Annotated in this window: 15 protein-coding genes; all 15 read right to left on the minus strand. The window is 73.5% G+C overall.

The features are described 5' to 3' along the window. Nucleotide 1: 1 nt before the first annotated feature. The gene (locus tag ACERM0_RS11970; protein WP_373678822.1) at nt 2–1,132 is read right to left on the minus strand and encodes a hypothetical protein; all 1,131 of its coding nucleotides are present in this window, start codon (nt 1,130–1,132) and stop codon (nt 2–4) included. After that, on the minus strand, nt 1,129–1,830 hold the full coding sequence (locus ACERM0_RS11975) for a lytic transglycosylase domain-containing protein (protein WP_373678823.1): 702 nt from the start codon (nt 1,828–1,830) through the stop codon (nt 1,129–1,131). The genes ACERM0_RS11970 and ACERM0_RS11975 overlap by 4 nt, the downstream gene beginning before the upstream one ends. Continuing rightward, nucleotides 1,827–2,249, minus strand: coding sequence for a hypothetical protein (locus ACERM0_RS11980; RefSeq protein ID WP_373678824.1), 423 nt, complete (start codon nt 2,247–2,249; stop codon nt 1,827–1,829). Before ACERM0_RS11980 ends, ACERM0_RS11975 begins: the two co-directional genes overlap by 4 nt. Then, a complete protein-coding gene (locus ACERM0_RS11985) occupies nt 2,246–3,544 on the minus strand; it encodes a FliI/YscN family ATPase (protein WP_373678825.1) in 1,299 nt (432 codons plus the stop codon). Before ACERM0_RS11985 ends, ACERM0_RS11980 begins: the two co-directional genes overlap by 4 nt. After that, on the minus strand, nt 3,541–4,098 hold the full coding sequence (locus tag ACERM0_RS11990) for a hypothetical protein (protein WP_373678826.1): 558 nt from the start codon (nt 4,096–4,098) through the stop codon (nt 3,541–3,543). The genes ACERM0_RS11985 and ACERM0_RS11990 overlap by 4 nt, the downstream gene beginning before the upstream one ends. After that, the gene (gene fliG, locus ACERM0_RS11995; protein WP_373678827.1) at nt 4,091–5,098 is read right to left on the minus strand and encodes a flagellar motor switch protein FliG; all 1,008 of its coding nucleotides are present in this window, start codon (nt 5,096–5,098) and stop codon (nt 4,091–4,093) included. Before fliG ends, ACERM0_RS11990 begins: the two co-directional genes overlap by 8 nt. Further along, complete coding sequence (fliF, locus tag ACERM0_RS12000; RefSeq protein WP_373678828.1) at nt 5,095–6,588, minus strand: flagellar basal-body MS-ring/collar protein FliF; 1,494 nt, start codon at nt 6,586–6,588, stop codon at nt 5,095–5,097. Before fliF ends, fliG begins: the two co-directional genes overlap by 4 nt. A gap of 53 nt (nt 6,589–6,641) precedes the next feature. Continuing rightward, nucleotides 6,642–6,947, minus strand: a complete 306-nt coding sequence (gene fliE / locus ACERM0_RS12005) for a flagellar hook-basal body complex protein FliE (protein ID WP_373678829.1) — start codon at nt 6,945–6,947, stop codon at nt 6,642–6,644. Beyond that, the gene (locus ACERM0_RS12010; RefSeq protein WP_373678830.1) at nt 6,947–7,357 is read right to left on the minus strand and encodes a flagellar basal body rod protein FlgC; all 411 of its coding nucleotides are present in this window, start codon (nt 7,355–7,357) and stop codon (nt 6,947–6,949) included. Before ACERM0_RS12010 ends, fliE begins: the two co-directional genes overlap by 1 nt. Then, the gene (locus ACERM0_RS12015; RefSeq protein ID WP_373678831.1) at nt 7,354–7,692 is read right to left on the minus strand and encodes a flagellar basal body rod protein FlgB; all 339 of its coding nucleotides are present in this window, start codon (nt 7,690–7,692) and stop codon (nt 7,354–7,356) included. Before ACERM0_RS12015 ends, ACERM0_RS12010 begins: the two co-directional genes overlap by 4 nt. Before the next feature lie 164 nt (nt 7,693–7,856). Further along, on the minus strand, nt 7,857–8,162 hold the full coding sequence (locus ACERM0_RS12020) for a flagellar protein FliT (protein ID WP_373678832.1): 306 nt from the start codon (nt 8,160–8,162) through the stop codon (nt 7,857–7,859). Then, nucleotides 8,159–8,554 (minus strand): flagellar export chaperone FliS, encoded by a 396-nt coding sequence (gene fliS / locus ACERM0_RS12025; RefSeq protein WP_373678833.1) that lies wholly within the window; start codon nt 8,552–8,554, stop codon nt 8,159–8,161. The genes ACERM0_RS12020 and fliS overlap by 4 nt, the downstream gene beginning before the upstream one ends. Nucleotides 8,555–8,565: 11 nt before the next feature. Further along, complete coding sequence (fliD, locus tag ACERM0_RS12030) at nt 8,566–10,461, minus strand: flagellar filament capping protein FliD (protein ID WP_373678834.1); 1,896 nt, start codon at nt 10,459–10,461, stop codon at nt 8,566–8,568. Between the two features lie 87 nt (nt 10,462–10,548). Further along, a complete protein-coding gene (locus ACERM0_RS12035) occupies nt 10,549–11,376 on the minus strand; it encodes a flagellin (protein ID WP_373678835.1) in 828 nt (275 codons plus the stop codon). Between the two features lie 329 nt (nt 11,377–11,705). Further along, on the minus strand, nt 11,706–13,160 hold the full coding sequence (locus tag ACERM0_RS12040) for an HNH endonuclease (protein ID WP_373678836.1): 1,455 nt from the start codon (nt 13,158–13,160) through the stop codon (nt 11,706–11,708). Between the last annotated feature and the right edge of the window lie 126 nt (nt 13,161–13,286).

The following is a 13,286-nucleotide window of genomic DNA, read 5'->3' on the forward strand; positions in this document are numbered from 1 at the left end:
CCTAGAGGTGCACGCCGGGGCGGGTGCCGGCGGTCGTCGCGGTCGTGGTGGCCGTCCCACGCCCGGCCCGGTTCGCGGCCGGCACGTCGGGCCGTGACGGTGGGTGGCCGTCGCGGGCACGCTCGCCCTGGTCGCGGCCGAGGTCGAAGCCGCGCTCGCGCAGGGCGTCGGTGGCCGCCCGCACGAACTCGCGGGCGGCGTCGCGCTGGTCGCCCAGGACCTGCAGCCGGACGTTGCCGTCCTCCAGGGCCACCCGGACCCGCAGGTCACCCAGCTCGAGCGTGACCTGCCGCGGCGGCGGCGCCGCCTCCAGCTGCTCGAGCGCGTCGAGCACCCGCGAGATCGCCGCGCCCATCGATGTCGAGGTGGTACGGCCCCGGACCTCGCCGTGACCGCGGGGCCCGGCGACGGCGGCCGTCTCGGCCGTCTGCCCGTCGAGCCCGTCGAGGCGTGGGCGGGCAGGGTCGGCTGCCGCCCGCTCCGCGCGCCGGTCGCTGCCCGCCGTCGCCCCCGTCACGCCCGCAGCGGACGCCGGCTCCGACGACGCGTCCTGCTTCGTGGCGAGGTCGGAGTTGCCGTCGACCTCGCCGACGGCCCCCCCGGTCTCCAGCGGCAGCACGACACCGGTGGTCGCGCCGGTCGCACGCCCGGTGGTGGCGTCGACACCGATGACGTCGGCATCCGGGGCAGCGGAAGTGGGAACGCCAGCCTCGTCCGGTTCGGCGGCGACCGACACGCCGTCCTCGGCGTCGAGGGACGTGGCCCCCGTGGTCGCCGGTGTCATGCCAGCCACCTCCGGCGCGGGCAGGGCGAGCAGCGCGGCCAGCACCGGTCCCGAGGGCCACCCGCCCGCAGCGGGTGACGCCCCGTCGCGATCCTCGGCCGTCTCCGGCTCGTCGGGCGGCGCCGCCGGTTGCGCCGTGCGGCCGGCGGCCTCGCCGTCCCGTGCGACCGGGTCGGCCAGCAGCGGCGTGCCCGGGAACAGCGCGCCGGCGCCGTCCTCGGTCGCCTCGCTGGTGATGCCACCGACCAGGGCGGCGAGCAGGGCGAGGAAGTCACCGGTGGTGGGCGTGTCCCTGCCTCCGGCCGGCGTGGTGGCGGTCGGTGCCGCCGTCGTGTGGAGGTGGATCACCGCAGCTGCTCCCAGGTGTTCATGACGCGCTGGACGTAGGTCTGGGTCTCGCGGATGCGTGGGACCCCGCCGGCCTGCGCCACGCGGTTGGGGCCGGCGTTGTAGGCCGCCAGCGCGAGGTCCACGGACCCGAACCGGTCGAGCTGCTGCTTGAGGTAGCGGGCACCACCACGCAGGTTGTCCAGCGGGTCGGTCGGGTCGACCCGCAGGCCCGCGGCGGTGCCGGGCATCAGTTGGGCGAGGCCGATGGCGCCGGCGTGCGAGCGGACGTTCGGGTCGAAGTTCGACTCGTGCTTCACGAGGGCCGCCAGCAGGGCGGGGTCGACACCGGCTTCGGTGGCGGCCTGCTCGATCGCCCCGGCCCAGCGACGGCCGGCCGGCGGCAGCCGGTCCGCCCACGCGCCGCTCGTGCCCGTCGTCGCCTCGGCCGGCGTGCCCGCGGTCGCACCGACCGGGGTGCCACTGCCGGGGGTGGCGCCGACGGGGGTGGTCGTCGCCGCACCGGCCGTGGCGGACATGACCGGGTACGAGGCGCTGGCCGCCAGCGCCTGTGCGAACGAGGCGGATCGGGCTGTCGCGTCGGACGTCGCGGTGGCCACCGCCGGGGCTGCGGGCACGAAGGCCTGGATGCGGCCCTGGATGGCGGCGATGCGGGCCTGGACGTCGACCATCCCGCTGGCGCCGGTGGTCGCGATCATGCGCGCCGCCGCCAGGTCTCCAGCGCGACGGCGTCCAGCTGGATCTCCGCGGCCCGGCTGGCGCGGGCCGCCGCCTCGGCCTGCCGGCGTTCGGCCAGCCGCTCGGCGCTGCGCCGCGCGATGGCGGCGTCGATCCGCTGCCGTTCGGCGACCTCGGCGTCCTGCCGGGCCAGGCGCTGCTGCTCGCGGGCCCGCTCGACCGCGTCGTTGAGCGCGAGGCTGCCCAGGCGGTGCTGGCGCAGACCGTCGACGCCGGCGACGTCGACCGGTACGCCGCGGCCCTCCAGGGCGATGACGGCCTGCTCGTGGCGCTCCCGCGCCAGCTCGAGCCGCAGCTGCGCGGCGGCCTGCTCGGCGAGGCGCCGGCGTTCGATGCCCTCGCGCACCTGCAGGACGACCTTCATACGATCACGCTTCACGCCGCCATCTCCTCGGCTGCCCGCAGCCGTGCCGCGAGCTCGGCGATCCGCATCCATGCGTGTTCGGCAGCCACCACCTCGTGTGCTGGCTGGGTGAGGAAGTCGACGAGGTCGCCCATCATGGCCAGGGCGGCGTCGGCGGCCCGGTCGCTCCCCGCGACGTAGGCGCCGACCTCGACGAGGTCGCGGACCCGGTCGGCCGCGGCCAGCGCCCGTCGCAACGTGACGGCGGCGGCCTGCTGCTCGGACGACGTCACGGTCGTGGCGAGCCGGCTGAGGCTGGCGAGCGGGTCGATGGCCGGGAACCGCCCGGCCGTGGTGAGGGCCCGGTCCAGGACGAGGTGGCCGTCGAGGATGGAACGGGCGGCGTCGGCGACCGGCTCGTCGTTGTCGCCGCCTTCCACCAGCACCGTGTAGAAGGCGGTGATGGTGCCGTGCTCGCGCGGCCCGGAGCGCTCCAGGAGCCGGGGCAGCAGCGCGAAGACCGAGGGCGGATAGCCCTTGGAGGTCGGCGGTTCGCCGGCCGCCAGCCCGATCTCGCGTTGGGCCGTGGCCAGCCGCGTCAGGGAGTCGACGGTCAGCAGCACGTCGTGGCCGCCGTCGGCGAACTCCTCGGCGACGCGAGTGGCGAGGAACGCCGCCCGCAGCCGCAGCAGCGCCGGCTCGTCGGAGGTCGCGACCACGACCACGCTGCGGGCCAGGCCCTCGGGTCCGAGCACGTCCTCGACGAACTCGCGGACCTCACGGCCGCGCTCGCCGACCAGGGCGATGACCGACCGCGACGCGGCGGTCCCGCGGACCATCATCGCCAGCAGCGTCGACTTGCCCACGCCCGAGCCGGCGAACAGGCCCATCCGCTGCCCACGACCGACCGTGCACAGCGTGTCGATCAGCTTCACGCCGGTGTCCAGCGGCTCGGTCACCCGCTGGCGGGCGAGGGCGTGTGGCGTGGCCGCGTCGACCGACCGCTGCGGGGCGGCGATCGGGCCCTTGCCGTCCAGCGGCCGCCCGAGCGCGTCGACGATGCGTCCGAGCAGGGCCTCCCCCACCGGTGAGGTCAGCGGCCCGGGCCGGGGACGGACACGGTCACCACGGGCGATACCGGTGGTGTCGCCCAGCAGCAGCGCCCGCGCCGCGTGGTCGTCCACGGCGACGACCTCGCCGACCCGGACGCCGCCGCGCGCCTCGACGTCGACGGCGTCGCCGACCGCAAGGCGCAGGCCACGCACTTCCACTTCGGTGCCCACGACGCGGGACACCGAGCCGTGGCTGACGGCCCGCAGCAGCGCCGTCATAGGCCCGACTCCACGCGCAGGGCCGTGACGGCCTGCAGCAGGGCGGCCCGCGTCACCTCGGCGCCGCCCCACGTCCCGACGAGTCGGGCGTCTCCGCGTGCGACGGCCGGGTCGGCGCTCAACCGCAGCCGCGCGTCGAGCGGCGCGCCGGCGAGCGCGGCGTGGTCGTCGGGGTGCAGGCGCACCTCCAGCGGGTCGTCGTCGAGGAGCGCGGCGGCCTCGCGGGCACGGTCGAGCAGGTCCAGCGCCGGCGTCGGCGGCGTGGCGGCCAGCACCTCGGACGCCAGCTCGGCGGCCAGCGCCAGGTCGGCGGTCCGGGCCGCGTCGCGCTGCGCCAGGGTCTCCTGCAGCAGGGCTTCGAGCCGGCCGGCGACCTGGGTGGCGGCGGCGGCCGCGGCGCGACGGCCGGCGGCCTCGCCCTCGGCGTAGGCCTGGGCGCGGGCGTCGGCCACGGCACGGTCCAGGACCGCGGCCGTGGCCGGGTCCAGCACCGGGGCGGGTGGCGCCAGCGTCCGCACGTCGTCGCTGACGGTCAGGCGGAGCAGCTCAGCCAACGAACTCCTCCTGGCCGCGTGAGATGGTGATCAGCCCTTCCTTCTCGAGCTCGTAGACCATCCGCACGATGGAGGTCTGGGCCGCCTCGACGTCGCGAACGCGCACCTGGCCCATGAGGTCCATCTCCTCGGCCACGGTGGTGCGGGCCCGCTCGGAGAGGTTGCGCATCAGCGCGTCGTGCAGCTCGGTGGACACGCCCTTGAGCGCGGTGGCGAGCAGCGACGGCTCGACCTGGCGCAGCAGCTCCTGCAGGGCCCGGTCCTCCAGGGTGATGAGGTCCTCGAAGACGAACATCAGGGCCCGGACCCGCTCGGCCAGCGCCGGGTCGGTGGTCTCCAGTTCCTGCAGGATGGCCCGCTCGGTGGCCCGGTCGCTCTGGTTGAGCAGGTCGGCCAGCTCCTTCACGCCGTCGCGCCGGCCGCTGCGGCGGCGCACCTCACCGAGGCGCGACTGCAGCGACTCCTCGATGCGCCGGACCACGTCCGGGTCGGCACGCTCGAGGGTGGCGAGGCGGGTCGCGACCGACACCTGCACCTCGGGGTCGAGGCCGCCCATGAGGCTGGCGCCGAGCCGGGCCGGCAGGTGGGCGAGCACGACCGCGATGGTCTGGGGGCTCTCGTCGCGCAGGTGCTGCAGGATCTCCGAGGGCTCGTGCATCCGCAGGAAGTGGAATGGCGTCGACTGCGTGGAGGCCAGCAGCCGGTCCACGATCTCGTCGGCCTCGTCGCCGTAGCGCGACCGCAGCAGTTCGCGGGCGTGGTGCTCGCCGCCGCTGAGCAGGGCGGCGTGCGCGACCGCGTCGTCGCGGAACTCGGTCAGGATCGACTCGAGCTGCGCCGGCGAGACGTCGCCGAGCTGGGCCACCTCGACGGCGACCTGCTCGACCTCCTCCTCGGTGAGGTGCTCGAGGACCCGGGCCGACCGCTGCGTTCCGACCGCGACGAGGACGGCGGCGGCCTTCTGTGCCCGTCCGAGCACCAGCGCGGTCCCGGCGCTCATACGCCCGCCCTTCGGTCCGCGAGCCAGCCGCGCAGGAGGGCCGCGATCTCCTCGGGCTGGCGCTCGACCATCGCGGCGACCTCGTCCTGGATGTTCGGGCCGACCGGCAGCTGCTCGGTCTCGTCGACGGGGTCGATCGGCACGGGCGCGGCACGCACCTGGGCGGGCACCACCTTCTCCGCCACGGCCGCGGTCCTGTCCTTCTTGCGCCGCGTCATCAGGAACAGCATGACGGCGATCAGCACGATCAGCCCCATGGCGAGGTAGCTCTCGAGCTGGGCGAACCCGCCCGCCTCGGCCTCCTCGGGCGGTGCCGTCGCGTCGGCGGGGCTGGTCACGCGGGTGATCGCGATCGCTTCCTCGCGCAGGTCGACGTCCACGCCGGCGGCGGCGCCGACGAGTTCGCGCAGCTGCGCGTCGGTGACGGCCGAGCCGTCCTCGACGACCAGCGCGACCGACAGCCGCTCGACCGTGCCGGGCGCCTGCACCGTGCGGGTGGTGGTGCGCCCGACGCCGTACTCCGTGCTGTTCTCGTCACGGGTGTAGTTGCTGGGCCCGTTGCCGGTGGGCAGCGGCCCCCCGTCGACGCCGGTGACGCCGCCGGCGGGGGCGCCCTCGCCCTCGAACTGCTCGGCGCTGGTCGACTCGCGCAGCGGCGTACCCTCGGCGTCGAAGGTCTCGGTCTGGATCTCGGACTCGTCGAAGTTCAGCGAGGCGCGGACCGACACCGACGCGGGGAAGCCGGTAGCCCGCTGCACCAGTGCCTGCAGGTCGGCGTTCATCGCCGACTCGTACTCGCGGGTGAGTCGCTGCTGACGGTCGCTGACCCCGCCGACGACGCCGTCGCCGGGCGCGTGCAGGACGTTGCCGGCCGTGTCGGCGACGGTGACCTTGTCGGGCGACAGGCCCTCCACGGCCGACGACACGAGCAGGGTGATCGCCTCGACCTGGTTGCTGTCGAGCGGCCGGGCGGAACGCAGCAGCACGCTGGCGGAGGCCGGCTCGCGCTGCTCGGTGAACAGCGACTCCTCGGGCAGCACCAGGCGGACGGTGGCGTTGTCGATGCCGTCCATCGCGCCCAGGGTCCGCGACAGCTCCCCCTCGACGGCGCGCTGCAGGTCCACGCGCTGACGGAAGTCGGACACGCCGAGCGCCTGGTTGTCCAGCAGTTCGTAGCCGGGGACGCTGGGGGTGCCGCTGACGCCCGCCGAGGCCAGGTCGGCGCGCACGCGGTACAGCTGCTGCTGCGGGACGAGGATGCGCGAGCCGTCGAGCTGGTAGGCGATGCCGCGGCTCTCCAGCTCGCCGACGACCTCGGACAGCTCCTTGTCCTCGAGCCCGGCGTACAGCAGCGCATAACTCGGCGTGGTGACCCAGCGCATGAACGGGATGGCGGCCATCACCAGCACGACGACGGCCACCACGATGCCGACCCGCTGCGCGGGCGGCAGCGAGCGCACCAGGCCGGTCAGGCGGTCCTTGAGCTCCACGTGGCGTTCAGTCCTGTGTGAGTGTCAGCGCGACGATCAGGTCGTTGCGCGGGTCAGACCTGGAGGCGCATGACCTCGTGGTAGGCCTCGAGGGCCCGGTCGCGGACCTGCACGAGCATGTCCACGGCCAGTCCGGCCTGGGAGGTGGCGGCCATGACCTCGTGGATGCGGGTCGAGCCGCCGGAGGCGACGTCCTCCACCAGCGCGTCGGCGCGGTGCTCCATCGCGGAGACCTGCTGCAGGCCGTTGCCGAGGGCTTCGGCGAAGCCGGGCGCGGCCGTGGCGCCGGTGGCACCGGCGGCGGGGGTCGGCGGCAGCGGCTGGATCGGCAGCGGACTGCCGATGGGCGGGATCGACATCACTGGCCTCCGAGGCGCAGGGCGGCCTGGTAGGCCTCCTTCGCCGACTCGACGGTGCGCAGGTTCGCCTGGTAGGCCCGCTGCGCGACCATCATGTCCACCATCTGCGAGCCCAGGTCGACGTGTGCGCGGGTGACGTTGCCCTGCTCGTCGGCCAGCGGATGGTCCGGGTCGTGGGTGCGCGGCGGCTCACCGCCGGCACGCACCTTCTGGGCGAGGTAGACCCCGGAACCGGTGCTCGCGAACGGACCGCCGCCGAGTGGCCGGGCCACCACCTGCAGGGCGCGGAAGGACTCCTCGCCGGGTGCGGTGTCGGTGTTCGCGTTGGCGATGTTGTGGGCGATGGTGTCGAGCCAGTGGTGCGCGAAGCCGACACCGGTCCGCCCGATGTTCATGCTGGAGAAGCTCATCGGCGGCCACCCATCGCGACGCGGAGCTGGCCGACCTTGTAGTTGAAGGCGGACACCATCGCGTCGCGGTGCAGGCCGTCCTTCATGGAGCCGATCAGTTCGGTCTCCATGTCGACGCTGTTGCCCTGCGCGTCGACGATGGTCGGCGAGGCGACGACCTCGGGGCTCGGGGCCTGGGCAGGGTCGCGGCGGCGCAGCGCGTCGCGCAGCGTGGTCTCGAAGTCGACGGTGCTGGCGCGGAAGTTCGGGGTCTCGCTGTTGGCGATGTTGTTGGCGCGGACCGTGCCACGCAGCGCCAGGCCGTCGAGCGCGCGCAGCGCCGCGGTGGTCGTCACGTCCCACATGGTGCAGCCTTCCGACAACGCGAAAAGGAGGAGGCGAACGCCTCCTCCATGAGCCGAGTCTGGTTTCCGTACCGAGTTGTCACGAGGGTTGTCGGCCGTGCCCCGTGACGACTGAAGCGATGTCGTGCGATGTCGGTGTCCGGTCCACCGACGTGTCAGCTGGCGTAGGCCGATCCGGCCCGCCGGCGCTGGTCCACGTCCTGCAGTTCCGCGCTCAGCTCGCCCAGCCGCTCGCGCATGTGCTGCTGCACCTGCGCGATGCGGGCGGCGATGCGCTGGGCACGCGGCTGGAGCGCTTCGGGTAACGGACCGAGGTCGCGCGGCGGCACCCACGTGTGCAGCGGCACGACGTCGCCGCTGGCCAGCGCCGCATCCAGTTCGACCACGTCGACCTCCAGCTGGTCGAGCACCTCGACCCAGGCGCCTTCTGGCTGGCCGTCCATCGTCGTCGGCGCGCTCATCCGGCCACCGCCGCGGCCGCCTGCCCGTTCACGCAGCCCTGTTCCCATGCGTCCCGCAGGTCCGTCAGCACGGACGTGACGGCCTCCAGCCCGTCGGCCGACTTGGCGACGTTGGCGGCGACCAGCCGGTCGCGGCAGAAGTCGTAGAGCGAGGCGAGGTTGGCGGCCACCGCTCCCCCGCGCTCCATGTCGAGCGTGACGGCGAGGTGGGTCACGATCGCCTGCGCCCGGCCGAGGCAGTCGTTGACGTCCTCGATGTCGACCGGGGACGCCTCCAGCCCGCGCGTGGCACGGCTCACCTCGGCGAGCGCGCCGTTGTAGAGCATCACCACGAGCTGGGCGGGCGAGGCGGTCTGGGCCGCCTGGGTCTGGTACGCCGCGTAGGGGTTCACCGTCGCTCCGGTCACTGCGTCATCCCGGTCAGTTGCTGCGCCATCCACATGGCCTGGCTGTTCATCCGTGCCATGGCGGACTCCAGCGCCGTGAACTGCCGGCGGATCGTCGTCTCGCGCAGCTCGAGCCGGCGCTCGAACGCCTCCAAGCTGTCGGTCGTCGCCTTGATGCGCGACTGAAGTGCTTCGCGCGCGCCGGCGATGGATCCGCCCGAGCCCTCCGCCGCACGCAGGATCCCGTCCAGGACGCCGGCGAGGCCGTTGTCGATCCGCACGCTGCCCAGGTCGCCGGTGGCGTCGAGGGGTGCGCGCAGCACCAGGCCAGCGATCGCCGAGCCCGTCGGTCCGGTGAGCGTCTGTCCGGTGCCCGACAGCTGCCACGACTCGCCGGTCGCGGGGTTGGTCAGCGTGCCGGCGACATTGGCACCGGCGGCCGTGCCGTCGAGGTCGAGCTCCTCGGAGCCGTCGACGGTGAAATTGCGGCTGGTCCCGGCCCGGTCCGCTTTGAGCGACACGGCGACGGTGCCGTCCTCGTGTTCGACCGTCTCCGCCCTCAGCCAGGAGAGCTTCGTGCCGGCGAGGGCCGCGTTGATCTTCAGCACGGACGCCTGGACGTCGACGGTCTCGTCGATGACGACGCTCACCGACGTCCCGTCCGCGGCCGTGATCGTGAAGGTCTTCGGCTGGATCGAACCGGGCGGCGAGAACGCGGCGCCGGTGGCGACCGCGATCCTCGGGGCCGTGTCGATCTGCAGCTGGTAGTCGCCGGCGGGGGCACGTCCCGAGGTGGTCAGCGAGAGACGTGCGTCGCTGGTGGAGCCGGCGCGGCCGAGCAGCTTGCCGACGGCCTGCGGGTCGGACGTGAGCGCGGCGGTCAGCTTCGACTCGTCCAGCGTGATGCTGCCCTGACGGGTCAGTGAGATGCCGAGGTCGTTCAACGTCCGGAACGGGCCGTCCTCGGTGACGATCTGGCTCAGCGAACCGCGGATCTGGGTGGTGAGGCTACGCACGAGCGGGTCACCGCTGAGGGGGCCCCGGGCGCCGGCCTCCGACGACGTCGCGCCCTGCCGGTTGAGTTCGTTCAGCAGCCCGTTCATCGCGTCGACGAGCGCCTTGACCTTCTTGGTGGCGCCCTCGAGGTCCTGCTCGATGCGGACGGTGGTGGTGCCGACGTCGGACAGGCTGAGGGTGATGCCCTCGAGCAGGTCGTCGACGGTGTTGCTCGACCGGGTGACGGTCAGCCCGTCCATGGACAGGACGGCGTCGCGACCGGCCTGGAGCACCTCGAGGTTGGTGGTGCCGCCGCCGTTGAACGCGGCCACGTCGCTGGTGACGGTGAACGCCGAGCCGGCGCCGGTGGTGCGGCTGCTGACGACCAGGCGGTGCTCTCCCTCGCCGACCCGCACGACGCGAGCTTGCAGCCCCTCGACGCCGTTCAGCGCGCGGGCCGCGTCGGCCAGCGTGGCGCCCTCGCCGAGGGTCACCGTGTGCTGCGTGTCACCACGGGACACGGTGATGCTGCCGGCGCCGAGCACCTGGTCGTTGCCGGTGAAGGTGCCGCCGAGTGCGACCTGGTGTGCGGCCGCGAGCTGGGTCACGTTCAGCACGGCCGTGCCGGGCAGCGCGCCCGCGCCCTTCACGCTCGCCGAGGCCACGGCCTGGTTGGACGAGGACACCTTGACGGTGCCGGCCAGGACCTGCGGATCGCGCAGCGCGTCCGTGGCCGAGCGCAGCGAGGAGAGTCGGGTGACGATGCTGCCCCAGGCAGCGTCCGCGGCCCGGTAGGTCTGCTGCCGGGTCTGCAGCGGGACCATCGACTGCCGCTCGAGCTGCATGAGCTGCTGGACGATCGTCGCCGTGTCCAGCCCGGAGGCGATCCCGCCGATCGAGGCGAACGGTGTCGACACGGATCTCTCCCTCCCGATCCGGCTGGAACGGCTGGTGGGGTGCCCCGGAACGGGGCGCCCCACCGGGTCCTACGGTGTTGCGTTGGATCAGCGGAGCAGGGACAGGACCGACTGCGGGACCTGGTTGGCCTGCGCCAGCATGGCGGTACCGGCCTGCTGCAGGATCTGGTTGCGGGTGAAGGTCACCATCTCCTGCGCCATGTCGGCGTCGCGGATCCGGGACTCGGAGGCCGACAGGTTCTCCGAGGCGACCTGCAGGTTGGCGATGGTGTGCTCGAGGCGGTTCTGCGACGCACCGAGCTGCGAGCGCTGAGCCGACACGGCCGCGATCGCCTCGTCGAGGGTATTGATGGCATCGGAAGCACCGCCGCCGGTCACGTCGACGTCGGCCACGCTCACCGCATCCACGTCCTCGCCGCTGCCACCGACGGTGGTCGACGAGAGGGCGTTGAACTGGATCGACAGGGTGTCAGCGCTGTTCGCGCCGACCTGGAAGGTCCGGCTCTCCCCGTCGAAGACCGCCTTCCCCGAGAACTGGGTGCGCGTGCCGATGGCGTCGAGCTCGGCGATCAGCTCGGTGATCTCCGCCTGCTCGGCCGCACCGTCGGACGTGGCGGTGTTGGCCGCGCCCACGGCGAGCTCGCGCATCCGCTGCAGGATCGAGTGGACCTCGTTGAGGGCGCCCTCAGCGGTCTGGACGAGGCTGATCCCGTCCTGCGCGTTCTTGATGGCCTGGTTGGTGCCGCGGATCTCGGCGCGCAGGCCTTCGGACTTGGTCAGGCCGGCCGCGTCGTCGGCCGCACGGTTGATGCGGAAGCCGCTGGACAGCTTCTCGAGCGACTTGCCCATCTGACCGCTGGTGGTCGACAGGTTGCGGTAGGCGTTGAACGCCGCGATGTTGTTGTTGATACGCATGTGGGGTGACCTCCATGTCTGTCCCCGGTGGCGCCGGCGTCGATGCCGGCTCGCGTGGACCATCGGCACCGCCCTCCGAGCGCTGAAGCAGTCGCCCCGAACTTTTTCTCCGACCGCCGACGCACCCGACGAGCGCATGCAGGTGAACGGCACGATCCCAGCCGACGAACGACATCGAACGTGAGTCCGCGACGCAGCACGACCGCCTGCCCGAGGTTGCTCGGGCAGGCGGATGCGGCTGGAGCGGCGCTGTTGCGACGAATCCGGTCGCACCGATGGGAGCTTCGGACGGCTGGAAGGTGCAGCGGGTTCCGCCCGCAGCGGCGAGGTCAGGCGGTGACCGGTTGTCGCCGCAGCGGCGGGTCCGAGGTCGCCCGCCGACGTCCGCGTCTGACGGTGACGGTCCCGTCGGCGGTCATGTCGAGTTGCCAGCGGCCTTCGGTGACGGCGGTGTGGTGGCGGCGGCAGAGCGCGACCAGGTTGTGCACCACCGTGTGGCCGCCGTGTTCGCGTGGGATGACGTGGTGCAGGTCGGTCCAGGCGGCCGGCATCCGGCAGCCCGGGAACCGGCAGCCCTGGTCGCGGGCCAGCACCGCCTGACGTAGCCGGGCTGGGATCGATGTGGTCGGGGCGCTGATGCCCAGCACCTCGTGCCCGTCGGTCAGCACGAACTGCAGCCGGCAGTCATCCGCCAGCCGCCGCAACGCCAACGGGGTCAGCGCCGGCGGCGCCCCGGGCAGCCGCCACAACAGCCGCGCCCGCCGCGCAGCCTCGGAGTCACCGACCAGCGACTGGATGTCGGTGACCACCATCATCGACGGGCGGGCCCGCACCATCGTGCCGTCGGCCCGGCGGCCGGACAGGAACACCTCGGCCAGCTTGACGAACGCATCCGCCAACTGCCGGCCCCGCGGCCGATCGAACCCCTCACCCAGCGGATCCGACACGTCGCCGTCACCGTTGGTCGCGTCGGCGCGGCCGCTGGCAGAGGCGTGGTGATCGGCTTCCGTCTCTGCAGTGCCACCGGCAGGCCGGGCTTCGCCCGGCCTGCCGGCGCAGCTGCCGTCGGTGCCCCCGCTTCGGCTCGCGGCGTCGGTCGCGTCGTCCGTCACGGGGTCGAGGGCATCGCGGGTCACGTCCCGATCACCGGTGGGCGGTCCGGCGGCGGCTTCGAGCGCCTCCCGGATCAGCGCCCCGTCGGTGGCCGGGAACGCGAAGCTGCCGCGCACCCCGCCTTCGAAGTCGGGTTGGACGTGCAGATAGCGCCGCTCGACCCGCCGGACGCTGCGGGCCTGTTCGAGGTCTTCGCGCAGCCGGCTGGCCGCGACCCGCATGTGGTCGACCAGGTCGTCGGCCTGCAGCCGCTCGAGCTCGTCGAGATCCGCGAACCGCTGGTCCAACTCGGCCCGCAGCGCCACCGTCAACGGACCGGCTTCGCACACGACCGCGCGGACCTGCCCCCACCCCAGCGCACCCGCGTGGAACGCGGCCTTGACGTTGGGCATACAGGCGAGCACGTCCCGGACGGTGTGCAAGAACCGCCGGTCCCCGAACGTGGCCTTGGACTGCAACGCCAACAGCCCCTCCAACGGCAGACCGGCCCGGCGTTCGGACAGCGACCCGGCCTCGATGCGGTCGACCAGCTCCACCACCGCGGCCTGACAGGTGTCAGCGGTGGCGAGCAGTTCCAGCAGCCCGGCCAGCTCCCCGTTACCAGTCACGGCCCGGTCGGCCGCCAACACCCGGACCCGCTCCACCGCGGCCGCCGCATGCCGGATCGCCACCCGCAGGTCCCCACCATCACCATCGGTGTGGCCGGAGTCGGTCGTAGGAACGGCGGCCCGCGCTGGACCGTGAGTGGCCGTAGGACCGTGATCGGCGGTGTCGTCGAGCGCGGCGTGGTAACCGCT

Source organism: Egicoccus sp. AB-alg2, assembly GCF_041821065.1.
Classification (GTDB): Bacteria; Actinomycetota; Nitriliruptoria; order Nitriliruptorales; family Nitriliruptoraceae; genus Egicoccus.